16 protein-coding genes are annotated in these 20,654 nt (G+C 71.9%); 12 read left to right on the forward strand and 4 right to left on the reverse strand.

What is annotated here, in order from left to right; all coding sequences use genetic code 11:
• Window position 1: 1 nt before the first annotated feature.
• A complete protein-coding gene (locus ABZ915_RS38450; protein ID WP_361813132.1) occupies window positions 2-1,063 on the reverse strand; it encodes an energy-coupling factor ABC transporter permease in 1,062 nt (353 codons plus the stop codon).
• A 142-nt stretch (window positions 1,064-1,205) separates the two neighbouring features.
• Here ABZ915_RS38450 and ABZ915_RS38455 point away from each other — a divergent pair, with 142 nt between their 5' ends.
• The gene (locus ABZ915_RS38455) at window positions 1,206-1,553 is read left to right on the forward strand and encodes an SsgA family sporulation/cell division regulator (RefSeq protein ID WP_361813134.1); all 348 of its coding nucleotides are present in this window, start codon (window positions 1,206-1,208) and stop codon (window positions 1,551-1,553) included.
• Between the two features lie 12 nt (window positions 1,554-1,565).
• Here the strand turns inward: ABZ915_RS38455 and ABZ915_RS38460 are convergent, their stop codons facing one another.
• The 3 genes from ABZ915_RS38460 to ABZ915_RS38470 all read right to left on the reverse strand — a co-directional run bounded on the left by ABZ915_RS38460 (window position 1,566) and on the right by ABZ915_RS38470 (window position 6,817).
• On the reverse strand, window positions 1,566-3,233 hold the full coding sequence (locus ABZ915_RS38460) for a penicillin-binding transpeptidase domain-containing protein (protein WP_361813136.1): 1,668 nt from the start codon (window positions 3,231-3,233) through the stop codon (window positions 1,566-1,568).
• A gap of 105 nt (window positions 3,234-3,338) precedes the next feature.
• Window positions 3,339-4,949: a penicillin-binding transpeptidase domain-containing protein gene (locus ABZ915_RS38465; protein WP_361813138.1), complete on the reverse strand. Its 1,611-nt coding sequence runs from the start codon at window positions 4,947-4,949 to the stop codon at window positions 3,339-3,341.
• Window positions 4,950-5,074: 125 nt separating this feature from the next.
• Window positions 5,075-6,817 carry a phospholipid carrier-dependent glycosyltransferase gene (locus tag ABZ915_RS38470; protein WP_361813140.1) on the reverse strand — a complete coding sequence of 581 codons (1,743 nt, stop codon included), beginning with the start codon at window positions 6,815-6,817 and terminating at the stop codon, window positions 5,075-5,077.
• A 116-nt stretch (window positions 6,818-6,933) separates the two neighbouring features.
• Here ABZ915_RS38470 and rsmI point away from each other — a divergent pair, with 116 nt between their 5' ends.
• The 11 genes from rsmI to ABZ915_RS38525 all read left to right on the forward strand — a co-directional run bounded on the left by rsmI (window position 6,934) and on the right by ABZ915_RS38525 (window position 20,652).
• A complete protein-coding gene (gene rsmI / locus ABZ915_RS38475) occupies window positions 6,934-7,785 on the forward strand; it encodes a 16S rRNA (cytidine(1402)-2'-O)-methyltransferase (protein WP_361813142.1) in 852 nt (283 codons plus the stop codon).
• A gap of 243 nt (window positions 7,786-8,028) precedes the next feature.
• Window positions 8,029-8,442 carry a hypothetical protein gene (locus tag ABZ915_RS38480; protein ID WP_361813144.1) on the forward strand — a complete coding sequence of 138 codons (414 nt, stop codon included), beginning with the start codon at window positions 8,029-8,031 and terminating at the stop codon, window positions 8,440-8,442.
• A gap of 34 nt (window positions 8,443-8,476) precedes the next feature.
• Window positions 8,477-9,376 carry a TatD family hydrolase gene (locus ABZ915_RS38485; RefSeq protein ID WP_361813146.1) on the forward strand — a complete coding sequence of 300 codons (900 nt, stop codon included), beginning with the start codon at window positions 8,477-8,479 and terminating at the stop codon, window positions 9,374-9,376.
• A 132-nt stretch (window positions 9,377-9,508) separates the two neighbouring features.
• A complete protein-coding gene (locus ABZ915_RS38490) occupies window positions 9,509-10,900 on the forward strand; it encodes a ubiquitin-like domain-containing protein (RefSeq protein ID WP_361813148.1) in 1,392 nt (463 codons plus the stop codon).
• Window positions 10,901-10,933: 33 nt separating this feature from the next.
• Complete coding sequence (gene rsmA / locus ABZ915_RS38495; RefSeq protein ID WP_361813150.1) at window positions 10,934-11,803, forward strand: 16S rRNA (adenine(1518)-N(6)/adenine(1519)-N(6))-dimethyltransferase RsmA; 870 nt, start codon at window positions 10,934-10,936, stop codon at window positions 11,801-11,803.
• A complete protein-coding gene (locus ABZ915_RS38500; RefSeq protein ID WP_361813152.1) occupies window positions 11,800-12,711 on the forward strand; it encodes a 4-(cytidine 5'-diphospho)-2-C-methyl-D-erythritol kinase in 912 nt (303 codons plus the stop codon). The genes rsmA and ABZ915_RS38500 overlap by 4 nt, the downstream gene beginning before the upstream one ends.
• Window positions 12,712-12,810: 99 nt before the next feature.
• On the forward strand, window positions 12,811-14,082 hold the full coding sequence (locus ABZ915_RS38505; protein ID WP_361813153.1) for an ankyrin repeat domain-containing protein: 1,272 nt from the start codon (window positions 12,811-12,813) through the stop codon (window positions 14,080-14,082).
• Between the two features lie 62 nt (window positions 14,083-14,144).
• Entirely contained in the window at window positions 14,145-15,953 is a 1,809-nt protein-coding gene (locus ABZ915_RS38510) for an ABC-F family ATP-binding cassette domain-containing protein (RefSeq protein ID WP_361813155.1), read from the forward strand.
• A 172-nt stretch (window positions 15,954-16,125) separates the two neighbouring features.
• Window positions 16,126-17,889, forward strand: a complete 1,764-nt coding sequence (locus tag ABZ915_RS38515) for a PQQ-binding-like beta-propeller repeat protein (protein WP_361813157.1) — start codon at window positions 16,126-16,128, stop codon at window positions 17,887-17,889.
• Window positions 17,890-17,950: 61 nt separating this feature from the next.
• Window positions 17,951-19,771: a PQQ-binding-like beta-propeller repeat protein gene (locus ABZ915_RS38520; protein ID WP_361813159.1), complete on the forward strand. Its 1,821-nt coding sequence runs from the start codon at window positions 17,951-17,953 to the stop codon at window positions 19,769-19,771.
• 203 nt (window positions 19,772-19,974) lie between these two features.
• Window positions 19,975-20,652, forward strand: a complete 678-nt coding sequence (locus tag ABZ915_RS38525; RefSeq protein ID WP_361813161.1) for a LuxR C-terminal-related transcriptional regulator — start codon at window positions 19,975-19,977, stop codon at window positions 20,650-20,652.
• Window positions 20,653-20,654: the final 2 nt, after the last annotated feature.

Here is a 20,654-nt window from a genome sequence, read left to right on the forward strand (position 1 = left end):
CTCAGGAGGCCTCGGCCGGCTCGCCGGTACGACGGGTCTCGGCGGGGTCGCCGGTGCGGCGCCTGCGGACCACCCAGAACACCGTGCTGCCCGCGACGACCGTGACCCCGACACCGATCACGCCCGCCAGGCCGCCGGAGAGGCGGGCGTCGGAGATGTCCTTGACGCCGTAGCCGGCCAGCGGGGAGTCGGAGCTCGCGTGCCGCTCCGCCTTCTTGTCGATGCCCTTGTCGTGGGCGACCTTCTCCAGGCCGTCGGGGTTGGCGGAGGCGTAGAAGCTGACGAACCCGGCGAGCACGAGCGAGGTGACCAGGCCGGTGAGCCACAGCCTCCGGCGCGAGGTCCGGGCGGCGGCCGGCACCGGTGTCCCGGGGGCGTCGACCAGTTCGCCGTTCACGCGCAGCTTCAGCCGCCGCTGGAGACCGCGGGCGCCGTACACCAGGTCGGGCCGTACGGCGATCACGGCGCCGACGGTGAGCGAGGTGATCACGGCCTCGCCGATGCCGATGAGGACGTGGACGCCGATCATCGCGGTGGCGACCTTGGAGAGGGCCACGTCGGTGGTGCCGCCCACGGCGTAGATCAGCGTGAAGACGACCGCCGCGGCCGGCACGGAAAGCAGCGCGGCGACGAAGGAGGCCACGGTGACCGAGCGCCGCCTGCGCGGCAGCACCTTCACCAGGCCGCGGAAGACGGCGTAGGACACGACGGTCGTGACGATCGCCATGTCGGTGATGTTCACGCCCAGCGCGGTCAGCCCGCCGTCCGCGAAGAGGATGCCCTGCATGAGCAGGACCACGGAGACGCACAGGACCCCGGTGCAGGGCCCGACGAGGATCGCGGCGAGCGCGCCGCCGAGCAGATGGCCGCTGGTGCCGGCCGCGACCGGGAAGTTCAGCATCTGCACCGCGAAGATGAACGCCGACACCAGCCCGGCCAGCGGCGCGGTCCGTTCGTCGAGTTCGCGTCGCGCGCCGCGCAGGCTCACGGCGATGGCACCGGCGGCGACCACGCCGGTGACCGCGGAGGTGGGGGCGTCGATGAATCCGTCAGGTACGTGCACCGTTTGATTTTAATGGGTTGTTGCGAACCTCTTGCAAGAGCGAGTTGGCGGCATGGGGTGCACAATACGGGAGATATGCGACATTGGAGTGGAGGCGGACGCACAGTTTCCGCACAGGTCACCGAAGGTGAGGGGCCGCCCGATGTCTGTAGTCGAGCAGTACGCACGAGCCCACATAGTCACCGACGACGACATCCCGGAGGATCCCGCCGTGCCGGTGGTCCTTCGCTACGACCCCGATACCGACCCGCGTGCGGTGCGGGTCGGCCTGCCCGGGCCGCACGAGTGGACCCTCTCCCGGTCTCTGCTCGAACAGGGGCTGCGGGTGCCGGTGGAGAGCGGGGACGTACGGGTGTGGCCGTGCGGCCGGGTGCAGGCCGTGGTGGAGTTCCACGACAAGCAGGGCGTCTCGGTGGTGCAGTTCGAGTCGAAGGCGCTGATCCGGTTCCTGCGCCGGACCTACCTGGTCGGCGAGCCCGTACGGGCCTGACCTGACCGGGGCTCAGCCGCCCATCTTCAGCAGCGAGGCCACGATCGGTCCCGCCGTGTCACCGCCGTGCCCGCCCGCCTGGACCACACCGGCCGCCACGAGGTCACCGCGGTACGCCGTGAACCAGCCGTTGGGCTTCTTCTGGCCGTCGACCTCGGCCGAGCCGGTCTTGGCGCCGTAGTTCGGGCCCAGCCCCGACATCGCCTTGGCCGCCGTGCCGTAGGAGGCCGTGTACTGCATGACCTCCTTCAGCTCGGACTGCGTCTTCGACGACATCGTGCGCGAGGCCTTCGCCGTCGTACGGTGGTCCACGCTCGGGGACACCAGGTAGGGCTGGCGGAAGGTGCCCGACTCCACCGTCGAGGCCACCGAGGCCATGTTCAGCGGGTTCATGCGCACTCCGCCCTGCCCGATCAGCGAGGCGCCCATCTGCGCGCCGCTCTGCACCGGGACGGAGCCGTCGAACGACGGGACACCGATGGCCCAGTTGTTCATGCCGAGGCCGTAGACCTGCTGGGCCTCCTTCGTCAGGTCGCTGTCGGACAGCTTCGGCGCGAAGTCGATGAACGCGTTGTTGCAGGACGCCCCGAAGCTCATCTTGAACGTGCCGTGCTTGATCTCGGAGTCGTCGTCGTTGTGGAAGGTCCAGCCGGCGAGCTTGTACGTCTTGGGGCAGGGGTGCGAGGCCCCCGGGGTGGTGAGCCTCTTCTCGAACAGCATCGTGGACGTCACGACCTTCATCGTGGAGCCCGGCGCGAGGGAGCCCTGGAAGGCCGTGTTGAAGCCGTGGTCGGTGTTGGCCACCGCGAGGATCTCGCCGGTCGAGGGCCGCATGGCCACCACCGACGCCCGCTTCTGCTTGCCGACCTGCCGTTCGGCGGCGGCCTGGAAGGCGGGGTCGAGCGTGGTCTTCACCGTGCCCGGCGTGCCCTTGCTCAGCTCGACGAGCGTCTTGTCGGACAGCTTCGCCTTCGTCGACGCCTTGCCGCGCACCACGCGCAGCTCCACGCCCGCCTTGCCGCCCGCGACCTTGCCGAACTTCTCGCGCAGCCCGTCCAGGACCGTGCCCAGCGACGGGTACTTCGCCGCGGTCAGCTCGCCGCCGTCACGGTCCAGCGCCTTGACGGGCGGGGTGCCGGACTCGCCGGTGACCAGCGTGTCGCCGTCCTTCAGGTCGGGGTGGACGACGGAGGCGTGCCAGTCGACCAGCGGCTTGCCGTCGCTCTTGCGCCTTACGACGGTGAGCGTGCTGTCGTACGCCAGTGGCTTGCTGATGCCCTTGTACGACACCGTGCCCTTCACGGAGAAGGGGACCTCGGCGCCGGTGCGGGTGCCTTCGGTGAGCGTGACGCCCTTGACGTGGGCGTCCTTGGTGTAGCCGGTGAGCAGCGCGGTGGCGGCACCCGAGTCGTCGGTGGCGGCCGCCGCCTGCGTGACCTTGCCCTGCCGCCAGGCGGTCAGGAAGCGTTCGGCGGTGGTGCGCACCTCGGTGGCGGACGGGGGACCGGTCTTCACGTGCTTGTGTTCGGAGGCGGAGTGCGCACGGTCCTCGGCCGACGCGCCGCCGCCGTACAGCGCGTAGACACCGAACCCGGCGCCGCCGACGACCACGGCGATCATCCCGCCGACCACGGCGGGGCTGGTCTTCCGTCGCTCGGCGACGCGTCTTCTGTTGCCCACTGCTCTTCGATCCTCCGCGAATCCCCGGGGTCCCCGCTGCCCTCGTAGCCCTCACATTCCCCAACGACGGCATCCACCCTAGAGTCCCTTTCGGCTCGGGTGATCTCAGCCACCCGTCCGTAGCAGGGTTGCGACAATCGGACCGGCCGCGTCGATGCCGTGACCGCCGTCTTGGGTCATCGCGGCGGCGGCGATGTCGTTGCGGTATCCGGTGAACCAGCTGTTGGACTTGGCCTGCCCGTCGACCTCGGCGGAGCCGGTCTTCGCGCCGACGCTGCCGCTCAGGCCGGACATCACGCCGGCCGCGGTGCCGCTGGTGGCGGTGCGGTTCATCATCGCGCGGAGCTGGGCGACGGTGGCCGGCGACAGGCCGCGGGCCGTGGCGATGTCCCGCCCGTCCAGCTCGGGGGACACGATGACCGGCTGCCGGAAGGTGCCCGTCATCGCGGTCGCCGTCACCGACGCCATGTTCAGGGGGCTCATCTGGACCTGGCCCTGCCCGATGAGGTTGGCGGCCGTGTCGGGGCCGCCGGAGGCGGGGACCCGGCCGTCGAAGGACGGGACGCCGACCTTCCAGTCGTTCTGCCCGAGTCCGAACCGTTCCTGGGCCTCCCTGGTGAGGGAGTCCACCTTCAGGTCGTCCGCGAACTTCACGAAGGCGGTGTTGCAGGAGCGGGCGAAGCTGTCGGAGAGGGTGGCGTGCTCGTCGGGGGTCAGGCCCTTGAGGTTGCTGAAGGTCTGGCTCTGCCAGGTCGCGGTCGGCGGGCACTGGGCCGGTCCGGTGGCCTTGGTGAGGCCGTTGTCGATGAGGGTGGCGGCGCTGATGATCTTCATGGTGGAGCCGGGGGCCAGCTCGCCGAGGAAGGCTGCGTTGAAGCCGTCGTTCCGGTGGTTGGCGACCGCGAGCACCTCGCCGGTGCTGGGCTTGACGGCCACCACCGACGACTCGGCGTACTTCTGCACGGCCGTCTCGGCCGCCGCCTGGACGCCGGCGCTGAGCGTGGTGCGGAGCTTGCCCTCCTTGCCCTTGGCGAGGGTGACGAGGGTGGTGTCGGCGGCGTTCTGGTCGGCGTGCTTGATCACCAGCTCGACGCCGGGCGTGCCGCCCGCCTTGTCGCCGTACCGGCTGCGCAGCTCGTCCAGGATCGGCCCGAGCGAGGGGTACTTCTCCTTCGTCAGCACCTTCCCGTCGCGGTCCACGGCCTCGATCGGCGGTGTCGCCGCGTCGCCCGTGACGAGTGTGTCGCCCTTGCGCAGCTGCGGGTGGACGACGGACGGCCGCCACTCGACCAGCGGCCGGTGCGTGGTCTCACCGCGCACCACCGTCAGCCGGCTCCGGTAGTCGAGGGCCTCGGACTTCCCCTCGTACGACACGGTCGCCTTCACCGTGAAGGGCACGGTGTCCCCGCTCGCGGTGCCGGGCGTGATGTGCACCTCGGTGATGTGCGCGGCCTGCCCGTACGCCGTCAGCAGCGACTCGGCGTCGCCCGGGTAGTTCGTGTACGAGGCCGCGGTCGCCGCCTTGCCCTTCTCCCACGCCGCGAAGAACTTGGCGGTGGTGTCCTTCACCTCGTCCTTGTCCGGCGGCCCGGTCTTCACGGCCGCCGTCCCGTCGTCGTGCAGCGCGGAGAGGACGTTGTACGCCCCGTACCCGGCCCCGCCCACCAACACCACGAGCACGCCGCCTACGACAGCGCCCTTGACCCCCTTGCGCATCCCGCGCGCCCCTCCCCCGTTCCGTCACTTCCGGTGCCCGCACTGTAAGTGTCGTGAGGGGCTCCTGTGAGGAGGGTTTTCGGAAAGGTGTCCGAACGGACATCAGGCATGTGGCCAGATATGTCCTACACCCAGGTATCCAGCCACATACGTGAACGCCAGTCGTCGATCGGGATCGCCGTCCCCGTGTACAGCGGCCAGAAGTAGATGAAGTTCCAGGCGATCAGGAGAACCAGTACGCCCGCCCCCGTCGCGCCGATCACGCGGCGGGCGTCGGTGGATCTGGCGGGGCCGATGATCGTGCCGATCAGCATGGCCACCGCCAGGCAGAGGAAGGGGACGAAGACGACGGCGTAGAAGAGGAAGATCGTGCGCTGCTGGTAGTGGAACCAGGGGAGGTAGCCGGCCGCGATGCCGCAGGCGATGGCGCCGGCGCGCCAGTCGCGGCGGAAGGCCCAGCGCCACAGGACGTAGAGGATGGCCAGGCAGGCCGTCCACCACAGCAGGGGCGTGCCGAGGGCGAGGACCTCGCGGGCGCACTTCTGGCCCGCGTCGGCCGGGCAGCCGTCGGCGCCGGGGGAGGGGGACTCGTAGAAGTACGAGACCGGGCGGCCCAGGACGATCCAGCTCCACGGGTTGGACTGGTAGGTGTGCGGCGAGGACAGGCCGACGTGGAACTTGTAGACCTCGTGCTCGTAGTGCCACAGGCTGCGCAGCCAGTCCGGCGAGACGTACGACCAGAAGCCGCCCTTGCCGTCGGTGGCGGCCCAGTTGCGGAAGTAGCCGCCGGAACCGTCGGCCGGGGAGAGGATCCAGCCGGTCCAGGAGAGCAGGTACACGCCGATGGCCACCGGGACCGTGGCCAGGAAGGTGAGGCCGGTGTCGTACTTGAGGACCGCCTGGTAGGGGTGCCAGGCGCCGGCCACCTTGCGGGCGCCGACGTCCCACAGCAGCGCCATCAGACAGAACGCGGCCAGGACGTACAGGCCGTTCCACTTGGTGCCGATCGCGAGGCCGAGCAGCACGCCGGCCGCCCAGCGCCAGGGGCGCCAGCCGAAGCGGAGGGTGTCGGCCACGTCGGCGTCCGGGCGCAGACGGCCGTCGGCGTCGACCGGCAGCGCGGCGGCGAGCCGCTCACGCGTTCGATCCCGGTCGATGATCAGGCAGCCGAACGCGGCCAGCACGAAGAACATCAGCACGCCGTCGAGCAGCGAGGTCCGGCTCATCACGAAGTGCAGGCCGTCCACCGCCATCAGCGCCCCGGCCAGGCAGCCGAGGAACGTCGAGCGGAACATCCGGCGGCCGATGCGGCACAGCAGCAGGACCGAGAGCGTGCCGAGCAGCGCCGTCATGAAACGCCAGCCGAACGGGTCGAAGCCGAAGACCAGCTCACCGAGCCCGATGACGTACTTGCCGACCGGCGGATGCACGACGTACGCCGCGTCCGTCGGGACGGCGACGTGGCCGTTCGCCTGCACGATCAGATCGTTGGCGTTCTTGTCCCAGTTGACCTCGAAGCCGCGGTGGACGAGCGCCCAGGCGTCCTTGGCGTAGTACGTCTCGTCGAATATCACCTTCTTCGGGCTGCCCAGGTTCCAGAACCGCATCAGGCCCGCCATCAGCGTCACCAGCAGCGGACCGCCCCAGCCCGACCAGCGCGTGATGCGCTCGGCCAGCATCGGCGGCACGCCCAGGGCGGACCACAGACGGGAGCTGGGCTCGGCGTACGGCGGCACCAGCCGGTCGCGGAGATCGCTTCTCGGCCCCGCCGTGTAGCCGAATCGGCGCAGCCGCTGCTGCCACCCCGGCCGCTCGTCGTGCGGGGCCCGGCCCTGCCGGATGTCCGTGGAGGACGCGGTACTGGTCACCGCGCCATCGTAGGGAACCGTTCTGTGTGAGTCCCGTGCATGGGTGGTACCGGTCCGGATGCGTCCGCCCCGCCGGGCCGCCGAAAGCCCCGCCGGGCCCCTGAGAGGATGACGGTGTGACTGGAACCCTTGTTTTGGCGGGCACCCCCATCGGCGACATCGCGGACGCGCCGCCGCGGCTGGCCGAGGAGCTGGCCGGTGCCGATGTCGTCGCCGCCGAGGACACGCGCCGGCTGCGCCGGCTGACCCAGGCCCTCGGTGTGACGCCCAAGGGGCGCGTGGTGTCGTACTTCGAGGGCAACGAGTCCGCCCGGACACCGGAGCTGGTCGAGGAACTCGTGAACGGCGCGCGGGTGCTGCTGGTGACGGACGCCGGGATGCCGTCGGTCTCCGACCCCGGGTACCGGCTGGTCGCGGCGGCCGTCGAGCGGGACGTCCGGGTCACCGCCGTCCCCGGGCCGTCGGCCGTGCTCACCGCGCTCGCCCTGTCGGGGCTGCCCGTCGACCGGTTCTGCTTCGAGGGCTTCCTGCCGAGGAAGGCGGGGGAGCGGCTCACCCGGCTGCGGGAGGTCGCCGAGGAGCGGCGCACGCTGGTGTACTTCGAGGCCCCGCACCGCCTCGACGACACCCTCGCCGCGATGGCCGAGGTCTTCGGCGGCGACCGGCGGGCCGCCGTCTGCCGGGAGCTGACCAAGACGTACGAGGAGGTGCGGCGCGGACCGCTCGCCGAGCTGGCGGCGTGGGCGGCCGAGGGCGTGCGCGGCGAGATCACCGTCGTCGTCGAGGGGGCGCCCGAACGCGGCCCCGAGGAGCTGGACGCCGGGGAACTCGTGCGCCGCGTCCGGGTCCGGGAGGAGGCCGGGGAGCGCCGCAAGGAGGCGATCGCGGCGGTCGCCGTGGAGGCCGGGATTCCCAAGCGCGAGGTGTTCGACGCGGTCGTGGCGGCGAAGCGCGCCGAGGGGGTGTGAGAGGGGGTGTGAAGGGGCTCACACCCCTCCTGAGCAGGCCTCTTCTCCCATGAGCGTGCGCCCCATGGGTGGGCAAAGCACTGCCGCCCAAGGCAAAGCGCAGACCCCGCCGCCGGGCCGCTTTGGCAAGCGACGTCCAAATCGCCTCCAACACTCGACAGGCCCTGCTGCATTCACGTCGGCGGAAGAGTCCACTGGTCACAGGGACGCACCTGTCCCTCGCCCCCAAGGGGAGGAGCTGGCATGAGTGAGATCGCTGGGCAGACCGGCCCGCGCGGTACCGCGACCGCAGTCGTACACGAGTCGTATTCCTTCGCCTGCATGCGGTGCGGGCACGGCTGGGAACGGTCGTACGAGATAGAGCACCACGTGGACGCCGACGGCCACGAGTTCGTCCTGTACGTGACCGCCGGCCAGGTCGTGCCGTCCCCGCTGAGCCGGCCCGCGTGCCAGAACTGCGACGGCCACGTGGTGCGGATCATGCGGGCGGGCCAGGTCTCGTCGGCCCGCGGCGCGGCCGAGCGGCACCGCGTACCGCAGGCCGGACCGGTCGAGGCGCCGAAGGTCCCCTCGGCGGCCGCGGACGCCACGGCCGAGCCGGACCACCACTGGCACCTGTCCGATCTCCTCCATCCCTTCCAGCGCAAGGCGAGCTGACCGGCAGGGCATGCCCCTTTCGTAGGATCGGGGCATGCCTTCGAACGCCTCCGCCGCGGGCGGCCAGCACGACAAGCACGCAGCACCGCCGCTCCCGGAACCCCTCCGGGTGCCCGTCGCCGACTCCCACACCCACCTGGACATGCAGTCCGGCACGGTCGGGGAGGGCCTCGCGAAGGCCGCGTCGGTGGGTGTGACGACGGTCGTCCAGGTCGGCTGCGACCTCAAGGGCTCACGGTGGGCCGCCGAGACGGCGGCGGCGTACGACAGCGTGCACGCGACGGTCGCCCTGCACCCGAACGAGGCCCCGCGCATCGTCCACGGAGACCCGGACGGCTGGTCGAGGCAGGGCGCCCGCGAGCCGGGCGGCGACGCCGCGCTGGACGAGGCGCTCGCCGAAATCGACCGGCTGGCCGGGCTGCCGCAGGTCAAGGGCGTCGGCGAGACGGGCCTCGACCACTTCCGCACCGGCCCGGAGGGCAAGGCGGCCCAGGAGCGGTCCTTCCGCGCCCACATAGAGATCGCCAAGCGCCGGGGCAAGGCACTTGTCATCCACGACCGCGACGCCCACGCCGACGTGCTGCGGGTGCTGAAGGAGGAGGGCGCCCCCGAGCGCACCGTCTTCCACTGCTACTCCGGCGACGCGGAGATGGCCGAGATCTGCGCCCGCGAGGGCTACTACATGTCCTTCGCCGGCAACGTCACCTTCAAGAACGCCCAGAACCTCCGTGACGCCCTCGCCGTCGCCCCGCTGGAGCTGGTCCTGGTCGAGACCGACGCGCCCTTCCTGACCCCGGCGCCCTACCGAGGCCGGCCGAACGCCCCCTACCTCGTGCCCGTCACCGTGCGTGCCATGGCCGCCGTGCGCGGCATCGACGAGGACACCCTGGCGGCGGCGCTGGGCGCCAACACGGCTCGCGCCTTCGACTACTGACCGCCAGTTCGACGGGTTTCGCCATTTCGAGGGGCGACCGTCCGTAGTCGCGTCGCTTTGGAGAGTGACGTCCGCTCCGCTAGGTTCTGGGGGCCCGATCCGGACCCCTCTGGCCTCCTGGAGCGTGTCGGCGTGAGCAAGTCGCAGTACGAGACGTACGGCCCGTACGGCCATGACGCCTCCGTGCACGGCGCGGAGACCCTGCCGTACGGGAGCTACGAGGACACCTACCGGCCCGCTTACGAAGCCGAGGCGTACTTCGTCACCGAGCCGGTGCTGCCGTTGCCGAGGCGGATGGCGAGCCTGCCCGAGACGGTGTACCCGGAGCCCGACGCGGCCCCCGTGGCCGTGGCGCCCGCCGTAGCCGTGGCGCCCCCCGAGGCCGGCGGGCGGGCCGCGCGCCGGCACCGGGCGCGCTCCGCCGAGCGTCCGGAGTCCGCCGTGCGCCGACTGCTGCCGCAGGCGCTGGTCGTCGCCTTCCTCGCCGGCGGCACCACCGCGTTCGTCGCCAAGGACAAGGCGATCGAGCTGGACGTCGACGGCAAGCCGCGCACCCTGCACACCTTCGCCGACGACGTGAGCGAACTGCTGGCCGAGGAAGGCGTGCCGGCCGGCGCGCACGACGTGGTGGTGCCCGCCCCCGGCACGGCACTGGCCAGCGGCGACGAGGTCGAGGTGCGTTACGGGCGTCCCGTACGGCTCACGCTCGACGGGCACCGGCGCGAGGTGTGGACGACGGCGCACACGGTGCGCGAGGCCCTCGAACAGTTGGGGGTGCGGCCGGAGGGCGCGTACCTGTCGACCTCGCTGGCCCGGCCCATCGGACGTACCGGGCTGGCGCTCGACGTGCGCACCGAGCGCACCGTCACGATCATGGCGGACGGCCGCGCCCGCACCATCCGCACCAACGCGGCGACCGTGGGAGAGGCGGTGGCCGAGGCCGGGATCACCCTGCACGGCCAGGACACCACCTCCGTACCGCCCGGCAGCTTCCCGCGCGACGGGCAGACGGTGACCGTGCTGAGGATCACCGGCGCCGAGGAGGTCCGCGAGGAGGCGATCCCCTTCGACGTGCGGCGGACGAACGACCCCTCCCTGTTCAAGGGCACGGAGGTCGTCGAGCGGGCCGGGCAGCCGGGACTGAGACGGGTCACCTACCTCCAGCGGACCGTGAACGGGGTCAGGCAGCAGCCGCGCCGGGAGATGTCCGAAGTGGTGCGCACACCCCGGACACAGCTGGTGAAGGTGGGCACCAAGGCGCATCCCCCGTCCGTGCAGGGCGCCGAACACCTCGACTGGAAGGGCCTCGCGGCCTGCGAGTCCGGGGGACGGCCCGACGCGGTGGACTCCTCCGGCACCTACGGAGGCCTCTACCAGTTCGACACCCGCACCTGGCACGGCCTCGGCGGCAACGGCCGCCCGCAGGACGCCCCGGCCGCGGAACAGACGTACCGGGCGAAGAAGCTGTACGTACGGAGCGGGGCCGCTCCCTGGCCGCACTGCGGGACTCGGCTGCACGGGTGAAGGGCGCGTGCCGCGGCCCCGTACCCTTGTCGGGTGAGCAGCCCCACCCCCGACGCCCTCCTGGGCCCCGCCGACGTCCGTGAACTGGCGGCCGCCCTCGGTGTGCGCCCCACCAAGCAGCGCGGCCAGAACTTCGTGATAGACGCGAACACGGTCCGCCGTATCGTCCGCACCGCCGAGGTCCGCCCGGACGACGTGGTGGTCGAGGTCGGCCCCGGGCTGGGCTCCCTCACCCTCGCCCTGCTGGAGGCCGCCGACCGCGTCACCGCCGTCGAGATCGACGACGTACTGGCCGGGGCCCTGCCCGCCACCGTCGCCGCCCGCATGCCCGAGCGCGCCGGCCGTTTCGCCCTGGTCCACTCCGACGCGATGCACGTCACCGAGCTGCCGGGCCCCGCCCCGACCGCGCTGGTCGCGAACCTGCCGTACAACGTGGCCGTGCCGGTGCTGCTGCACATGCTGGACACCTTCCCGAGCATCGAGCGCACCCTCGTCATGGTCCAGTCGGAGGTCGCCGACCGCCTCGCAGCCCCGCCCGGCTCGAAGGTGTACGGCGTCCCGTCCGTGAAGGCGAACTGGTACGCCGAGGTCAAGCGGGCCGGCGCCATCGGCCGCACCGTCTTCTGGCCCGCGCCCAACGTCGACAGCGGCCTGGTCTCGCTCGTCCGCCGGACCGAGCCGGTCAAGACCACGGCGTCGAAGAGGGAGGTCTTCGCGGTGGTCGACGCGGCCTTCGCCCAGCGCCGCAAGACCCTGCGGGCCGCCCTCGCCGGATGGGCCGGGTCCGCGGCGGCGGCCGAGGCGGCCCTGGTCGCCGCCGGGGTCTCGCCGCAGGCGCGCGGGGAGTCCCTGACCGTCGAGGAGTTCGCGCGCATCGCGGAGCACAAGGAGTCCGGCAAGTGAGCGTCACCGTGCGCGTCCCCGCCAAGGTCAACGTCCAGCTGGCGGTGGGCGCCGCCCGCCCCGACGGCTACCACGACCTGGCCAACGTCTTCCTCGCCGTCGGCCTGTACGACGAGGTCACGGTCACCCCGGCCGACGAGCTGCGGATCACCTGCGCCGGGCCGGACGCCGAGCAGGTCCCCCTGGACCGCACCAACCTCGCCGCGCGCGCGGCCCTCACCCTCGCCGAGCGCCGGGGCATCGAGCCCGCCGTGCACATCCACATCGCCAAGGACATCCCGGTCGCCGGAGGCATGGCGGGCGGCAGCGCGGACGGCGCGGGCGCGCTGGTCGCCTGCAACGAGCTGTGGGGGACGGGCGCCTCCCGCGCCGAACTCCTCGCCATCTGCGCCGAGCTGGGCAGCGATGTGCCGTTCAGCCTGGTGGGCGGGGCGGCGCTCGGCACCGGGCGGGGCGAGCTACTCACCGCGCAGGAGGTCGGCGGCACCTTCCACTGGGTGTTCGCGATGGCCGGCCGGGGGCTGTCGACCCCGGCCGTGTTCCGCGAGTTCGACCGGCTCGCCGAGGGCCGTGACATCCCCGAGCCCGTCGCCTCCGACGACCTGCTCGACGCCCTCGCCAAGGGCGACCCCGACGCGCTCGCCGCCGCCGTCTCCAACGACCTCGAACCCGCCGCCCTCTCCCTCTTCCCGGAGCTCGCCGACACCCTCGCCGCGGGCCGCGCGGCCGGCGCTCTCACCGCGCTGGTCTCGGGCTCGGGCCCCACCACGGCCTTCCTGGTCCGCGACCCGGAGGCGGCGACGGCGGTGGCCGAGGCGCTGCGGGCGTCCGGGACCTGCCGGACGGTGCGGATCGCTACGGCGCCGGCGCCGGGGGCGAGCGTGGTTTCACCGGAGGCAGGGGCGTAGTCGGCGCAAATTCGGCTGCCCGAGCCGTCGGCCGTAACTAGGCTGCCCCCTTCGCGCACAGAGCTTCGCGCACAGAGCTTTGCGCACAGAGGGGGACGCTTGACCACCGACGAACTCGTCGCCGCCGTACGCAGAGGAGACGCGGACCGGGCCCGCAGGCTGCTGGACACGGCCGATCCGGACACCGTCGACCCGGAGACGGGCCTGCCCCTGCTCTGCACGGCCGTCGCGGCCTGCGACGAGGAGATCACCAGAGCCCTGGTGGACGCGGGAGCCGACCCGCTCCGGCCGCTGCCGGACGGTTCCACCCCGCTGCTGCGGGCGGTCGACGGCGGCTCGGTGGAGATGGTGGACGAACTCCTCGACCCCCGCCGGATCCCCGCGCCCCTGCGCGCCGAACTGCTGGCGCGTGCCCGGCACTGGGCCGAGACCGGCGTGGAGGCCGAACTGCGCCGACGCGCCGGCGAGGACGGGCCCGTGCGGCGGGAGAGGGTCATGGACCGCGGGGAGTACGCCTGGTGCACGCGGTTCTCGCTCGGCGGGCTGACCGCGCGTGACGGGCACCTCGGGATCCTCACCTGCCTGGAGGACGACTTCGGGGTGCCGGCACCGTTCGAGGGGGTGCTCGCGCGGGCGCTGGCCCACGGTGACCGGGACCACGCCGTGTGGGGGCAGGCCGGTCTGGTCCTCGCCCGGCGCCTGGACGAGGAGACCTGGCAGAGCGCCGTGGCACTGAGCCGACATCCGGAGCGCCTGCACCGGCTCTTCGCCGCGGAGCTGCTGCTCTCCCTCTGCATCGGAGGCGCACTGGAGGCCTCGCCCTTCGACGGGCGCGGCGCCGAGGTCCTCCTGCCCTGGGCCCGCGAGGAGCGCGACCCGGAGGTGCTCAGGGCCGTGCTGTACGCCCTCAGCCAGGACGCGGAGGGCCCCGAGATCGAGGCGCTCGGGCTGTCGTACCTCGCCCATCCCGACCCCCTCGTACGCGGCATCGTCCCGCACACCCTGGAACGGTCGGCGGACCGGCCCCATCTGCTGGTCCGGCCCGAGAGCCTCGCCGCCGTGCTCACGCTGGCCCGGGACCCGGACGGCGACGTGCGGGGCGGGGTGTGCTGCTGGCTCGCCGACTACCCCGGGCGCGAACCCGGGATCACGGACGCGCTGGCCGGGCTGGTCCGGGAGGACAACCAGCTGGTCCGGATCCACGCCGTCTACGGGCTGGCCAACCGCGACGACCCGCGCTGCGTGGAGGGCCGCGAGCACATAGGGCCGGTCGACTGGAAGCCCGGGACGGACACCTGGATGCTGGACGCGACGGACCGGTACCTGGAGCGCAGGACGAAGGCGGAGGGACCAGTCGCCCCCGCGCATTAGGCTGGGAGGCTGACCCACGCGGCGGAGCCGCACATCGATACAGTCCCGCCGGCAGGAGTGAAATGGCCGTCAACCTGGTCAATGTCGAGAACGTCAGCAAGGTGTACGGCACTCGTGCGCTGCTGGACGGTGTCTCGCTCGGCGTGTCCGAAGGGGACCGGATCGGGGTCGTCGGACGCAACGGCGACGGCAAGACCACCCTCATCCGGATGCTGGCCAAGGTGGAGGAGGCCGACACCGGGCGGGTCACGCACTCCGGCGGGCTGCGGCTCGGGGTGCTCACCCAGCACGACTCCCTCGACCCCGCCGCCACCGTCCGGCACGAGGTCATCGGCGACATGGCCGACCACGAGTGGGCCGGGAACGCCAAGGTCAGGGACGTACTGACGGGCCTGTTCGGCGGGCTGGACCTGCCGGGCTTCCCGAAGGGTCTGGACACCGTCATCGGGCCGCTGTCGGGTGGCGAGCGGCGGCGGATCGCGCTGGCCAAGCTGCTCATCGAGGAGCAGGACCTGATCGTCCTCGACGAGCCCACCAACCACCTCGACGTCGAGGGCATCTCCTGGCTGGCCCGGCACCTGCGCGAGCGGCGCTCCGCGCTGGTCTGCGTCACCCACGACCGGTGGTTCCTCGACCAGGTGGCCACGCGCATGTGGGACGTCCAGCGCGGCGCCGTGTACGAGTACGAGGGCGGCTACTCCGACTACGTCTTCGCGCGGGCCGAGCGCGAGCGCATCGCGGCCACCGAGGAGACCAAGCGGCAGAACCTGGTCCGCAAGGAGCTGGCCTGGCTGCGGCGCGGGGCGCCCGCCCGTACGTCCAAGCCGCGCTTCCGCGTCGAGGCCGCCAACGAGCTGATCAAGGACGTGCCGCCGCCCCGGGACAGCAGCGAGCTGATGAAGTTCGCCTCCTCCCGGCTCGGGAAGACGGTCTTCGACCTGGAGGACATCACCGTCCAGGCCGGCCCCAAGGTGCTGCTCAAGCACGTCACCTGGCAGCTCGGGCCTGGCGACCGGATCGGCCTGGTCGGCGTGAACGGCGCCGGGAAGACCTCCCTGCTGCGGGCCATGGCCGAGGCCGCCCGCACGGAGGGCGAGACGCAGCCGGTGGGCGGGCGCATCGCCGTCGGCAGGACCGTCAAGCTCGCCTACCTCTCCCAGGAGGTCGGCGAACTCGACCCGAACCTGCGGGTCCTGGAGGCCGTGCAGCGGGTACGCGAGCGCGTCGACCTCGGCAAGGGGCGCGAGATGACCGCCGGTCAGCTGTGCGAGACGTTCGGCTTCAACAAGGAGAAGCAGTGGACGCCCGTCGGGGACCTCTCGGGTGGTGAGCGGCGCCGGCTCCAGCTGCTGCGCCTGCTCATGGACGAACCCAACGTCCTCTTCCTCGACGAGCCCACCAACGACCTCGACATCGAGACCCTCACCCAGCTCGAGGACGTCCTCGACGGCTGGCCCGGTTCGATGATCGTCATCTCCCACGACCGGTTCTTCGTCGAGCGCACCACCGACCGGGTGTACGCCCTCCTCGGCGACGGCACCCTGCGGATGCTGCCGCGCGGCATCGACGAGTACCTGGAGCGACGGCAGCGCATGGAGGAGGTGGTCGCCGCCTCCGCCACCGCCTCGGCCCCCAAGCCGGCCGTCGCGGAGAAGAGCGCCGCCGACCAGCGTGCCGCCAAGAAGGAACTCCAGAAGATCGAGCGGCAGTTGGACCGCGTCTCCGACAAGGAGTCCAAGCTGCACGCCCAGATCGCGGACAACGCCACGGACTTCGCCAAGGTCGCCGAACTCGACGCCCAGCTGCGGGACTTGGTCTCGGAGCGCGAGGAACTGGAGCTTCGTTGGCTGGAACTCGCCGAGGACGCGTAGGCGGCGCGCGCGCCGTGTGAAGGGGGCGTGCGGGCGCATAACGACGGCATCACGGGCCGGTCCTCCCTTGGGAACAGGGGTTGGTCCGGCCCGCTGTGCTGTCGGACCCGGGTGGTAGAAAGAGCGGTCTGAGAACTGGCTAAAAATCAGTGAACGAGGGGGAGACGCGCTGATGACCCAGCCGCCTGATCAGCCGCCGCAGCAGGGCGGTTTCGGCCCGCCGCAGGGCCCGCCACCCCAGGGGGGATTCGGCGCCCCGACGCCGCCACCGCCGGCCCAGCCGCCACAGGCCCCGCCCGCCGGACCGCCGCAGCCCCAGCCGGGATACGGCTACCCGCAGCAGCCCGGCCCCTACGCCCAGCCCGGCCCGTACGGCCAGCCGCAGCAGCCCGGTCCGTACGGCCAGCCGCAGCAGCCGGGCCCGTACGGACAGCAGCCCGGGTACGGCTACCCGCAGCAGCCGCAGTACCCCGGCGCGCCCGGCACCCCGCCGCCCGGCGGACCGCGCGGCCCCTTCAAGGGCAAGCCCGCGATCGTCATCGGGGCGGCGGTGGCGGCGCTGCTGGTCATCGGCGGCACCGTGTACGCGGTCGCCGGCGGTGACGGCGGCAAGAAGAAGCCGGTCGCGCAGAAGAGCGACGGCGGCAAGGCCACCGCGACCAGCGCCCCGGCCAACCCCGGTGACGGCAGCGGCGACGGCGGCTCGGACCCGGAGGACCTCAACGCGGGCCGCAAGTCCGGCGAGGCCAAGGTCCTCTGGTACAAGACGGCACCGGACGCGCCCGGTTCCGGCGCCGACGCGCCCGGCATGTGGATCACCGGCAAGACGGCCGTGAAGGCGGCCTACAAGCAGGTCTTCGCCTACAACGTGGGCGACGGCGACCCCACCTGGTCCCCCATCACCTTCCCGCAGAAGATCTGCTCGGTCACCCCGCAGAAGTCGGCCGACGACAAGGTCGTCGTGGCGTACATGAGCGGCACCAGCGACCGCGCCAAGTGCAACCAGCTCCAGCAGATCGACCTGAACACGGGCAAGAAGGGCTGGAGCGGCGAGGTCGCCGACGGCGGGCTGTTCGACAGCGCGATCAGCGTCGAGCTGACCATCAGCGGCAAGACGCTGATGGTGGGCCGCTCCCAGTCGGGCACGGCGTACGACCTCGGCACCGGCAAGAAGCTGTACGACAAGAAGAAGTACGGCACCGACTGCTTCCCGACCGCGTTCGCGGGCGGCACCGGCCGGCTGATCGCCGTCGCCTCCTGCGACGCCGCCGGCAGCGACGAGCACGACGAGATCCAGTCGCTCGACCCGGCCACCGGCAAGGTCAGGTGGACCCAGAAGGTCAAGAAGGGCTGGACGGTCGCGCGGACCTACTCCGTCGACCCGCTCGTGGTCTATCTGACCAACGAGGACAAGAAGGCCTGGAACATCTCCACCTTCACCGCCGACGGCAAGTTCCGCTCCGAGGTCAAGGTCGACGAGAAGTTCGCCCCGAGCTGCGGCTGGGCCATCCTCGAACGCGACCTCCAGGGCTGCCAGGGCGTCGCCGTCGACGCCGACACCCTCTATCTGCCGACCGACACCACCAGCGGCGCCAACGAGATCGTCGCGATCAGCCTCGCGAACGGCAAGGCGAAGTGGCGCGTGAAGTCCCCGGTGGACGAGTCGATGGTCCCCGTCCAGACCGAGGGCGGCAAGCTCGTCGCGTACGTGCACCCGTCGTACGACACCGGCGGCCAGGTCGTGTCGATCCCGACCGTTGGCTCCGGTCACCAGGTGACGAAGCTGCTCCAGAACCCCAGCGGCACCGCGGAGATCGAGGACGGCTTCTACGACGGCGCCGTGGCCTGGGCCGACGGGCGCTTCTACATCTCCTCGACCCGGCTGTCCGGGAACGACGACGCGAAGGAGAAGCTGATGCTTGCCTTCGGCAAGTGAGCCCGGTTCTTCCGCCGCCCTCCGTTCCGTTCTCCGAGCTTCCTCCCGAGGTACCTCAGCCATGACCCAGCCGCCGCCCCCGCCCCCGAACCAGCCCCCGCAGCAGGGCGGCTTCGGCCCGCCGCAGCCGTCGCAGCCGCCGCAGACCTCGCCGCCCGCGCAGACGCCTCCGCCGCCCCCGGCCCAGCAGCCGCAGACCCCGCCGGCCCCGCAGCCCCCTGCCCCGCAGCCCGGCTACGGCTACCCGCAGGCGCCGCAGCCTCCGCAGCCGCCGCAGGGCTACGGCTACCCCGGCCAGCAGCCGAACCCGTACGCCCAGCCGCAGGCCCCGTACACCCAGCAGCCGACCGCGTACGGCCAGCCCGGCTACGGCTACCCGGGCCAGCCGACCATGCCGATGCACCCGCAGGCCGGCCAGCCGGGCGGCGGGCGCAAGGTGAACAGCTCGGTGGTCATCATCGTCTCGGCGCTGGTCGCGGTCGCCCTGATCATCGGCGGCGGGATCTGGTACGCGAAGTCCGGCGGTGACGACAGCGGGAAGAAGGACACCGCGAGCTCCGGCGGCGGCACGGGCGGCAAGGACGACAAGGGCGGCGGCACCGGCGGCACCTCCACCGGCGGCAAGGAGAAGGTGCCCGCCGACACCGCCGCCGAGCAGCTCTTCAAGGTCCCGCTGCCCAAGGCGAACGACACCGTCTCCACCGCCGGCTCCTGGATCACCGACAAGGTGTACGCCAAGAGCGGCATCGCCCAGATCGTCGGCTACGACCCCGCCAAGGGCACCAAGCTGTGGACGATCAAGCTGCCCGGCCCGGTCTGCGCGGCCACGAACCACGTCACGTCCGACGGCAGGACGGCGATCACCTTCCAGCCGAAGACGCCCGCGAAGGGCTCCTCCGCGGGGTGCAGCCAGATCGCCGCGATCGACCTCGACGCGGGCAAGAAGCTGTGGACGAAGTCGGTCGACTCCGGTGACTACCCGATCAGCTTCGAGAACGTGACGGTCGCGCAGAACACCGTCGCCGTCGGCAGCACCAGCGGCGGCGCCGCCTTCGACATCGCCTCCGGCAAGGTGCTGTGGCGGCCGAAGTCGACCGACACCTGCTACGACGCCGGGTACGGCGGGGGCGAGAAGCTGGTGGCGGTGCGCAAGTGCGGCCAGTACGACAACCGCCAGCTGCACATCCAGACCATCGACCCGAAGTCCGGGAAGGTGATCTCCGAGTACAAGATGGCCGAGGGCATCGAGTACGCCAGCGTCGTCTCCACCGACCCGCTGGTGGTCGCCGCCGACGTCGGCGACAGCGCGGGCGACGGCAGCGGCATCTCGGACTACTTCTCCATCGACAACAAGACCGGCAAGCTGCGCACCCGGATCTCCGCGCCGGGCGACTCCTTCGGCGGCCGCTGCGACGGCATCACGCGCGTCGAGTACTGCAAGGAGCTCGTCGTCGGCAACGACACGCTGTACGTGCCGACCGAGGAGCACGACGGCACCGGCCAGTACAGCAGGACCAACGAGATCGTCGCCTTCAACCTGGGCACCGGCAAGCAGACCGGCCAGCGCGCCGACGCCGGCGACGGCTACACGATCACCCCGCTGCGCATGGACGGCGGCAACCTGCTCGCGTACAAGCGTCCGCCCTACGACAAGGGCGGGCAGATCGTCAGCGTCGCCGGCGGCTCCTTCAAGGAGACCAAGCTGCTGGAGAACCCGGCCACCGAGTCGGTGCGCGACGCGGAGACCAACATGCTCCCGGAGTACGCGGAGATCCTCTACTCCCAGGGCCACCTGTACATGTCGGCGATCTACGCGGACGACAAGTCCGGCTCGTCGAGCAGCGAGGAGGACCTGGTCGTCGCCTTCGGCACCAAGAACTGATCACCCGTCAGGCGCTGTCGATTGTGAGGAATAGCGGGAATTTCAGCGTTCCGGGGCACTTCTCACCAGTAGGGGCAGCGCAACGTCGAACAAGCGTGTAGCTTCCGGGGGCATGAAGGGCGGGGTGCCGGGGGGCCCTCTGTCCAAGTGGACCGTGGGCATCCATAGTGGGGCATCCATGGGGGGGACTGGGGGGTTGCTCTATGGGAGTGCGGCTCATGGTGGTCGACGACCACCGATTGCTCGCGGAGGCGCTGGCCTCGGCGCTGAAGCTGCGCGGACACCGGGTCCTCGCGGCGGCGGCACCGGCCGCGGGCGCGGCGGACCTGGTGATCAGCCGGGCGCCCGAGGTGTGCCTGCTGGGTACGGCGGCGCCCGCCGAGCCGGGGGTGTTCGACCCCGTGGTGAAGATCAAGCGGGAGCGCCCGCAGGTCGCGGTCCTGGTGCTGGGCCCGGTCCCGTCGCCGCGGGGCATCGCGGCGGCCTTCGCGGCGGGTGCCGCCGGCTACGTCCGGCACGACGAGCGCATCGAGGGCGTCGAGCGGGCGATCATGAAGGCCAGGGCCGGGGAGGCGGCCGTCGCCCCCCAGCTGTTGCAGGGTGCCTTCAGCGAGCTCCTCAACCCCGCCGCCCAGCCCGACGACGAGGGCCAGCGCCTCCTTCAGATGCTCACCCCGCGCGAGGTGGAGGTCCTGGTCCGGGTCGCCGACGGCGAGGACACCCGCCTGATCGCGGCCGGCATGGGCATCGCCCCGTCGACGGCCCGGACCCACGTCCAGCGGGTCCTGATGAAGCTGGGCGTGGGCTCCCGCCTGGAGGCGGCGGCGCTGGCCGCGCGGACGGGACTGCTGGACCGGGCGTCCACCGGCCTGGAGCCGTGACG

The sequence above is a fragment of the Streptomyces sp. NPDC046915 genome (assembly GCF_040644935.1).
GTDB lineage: Bacteria > Actinomycetota > Actinomycetes > Streptomycetales > Streptomycetaceae > Streptomyces.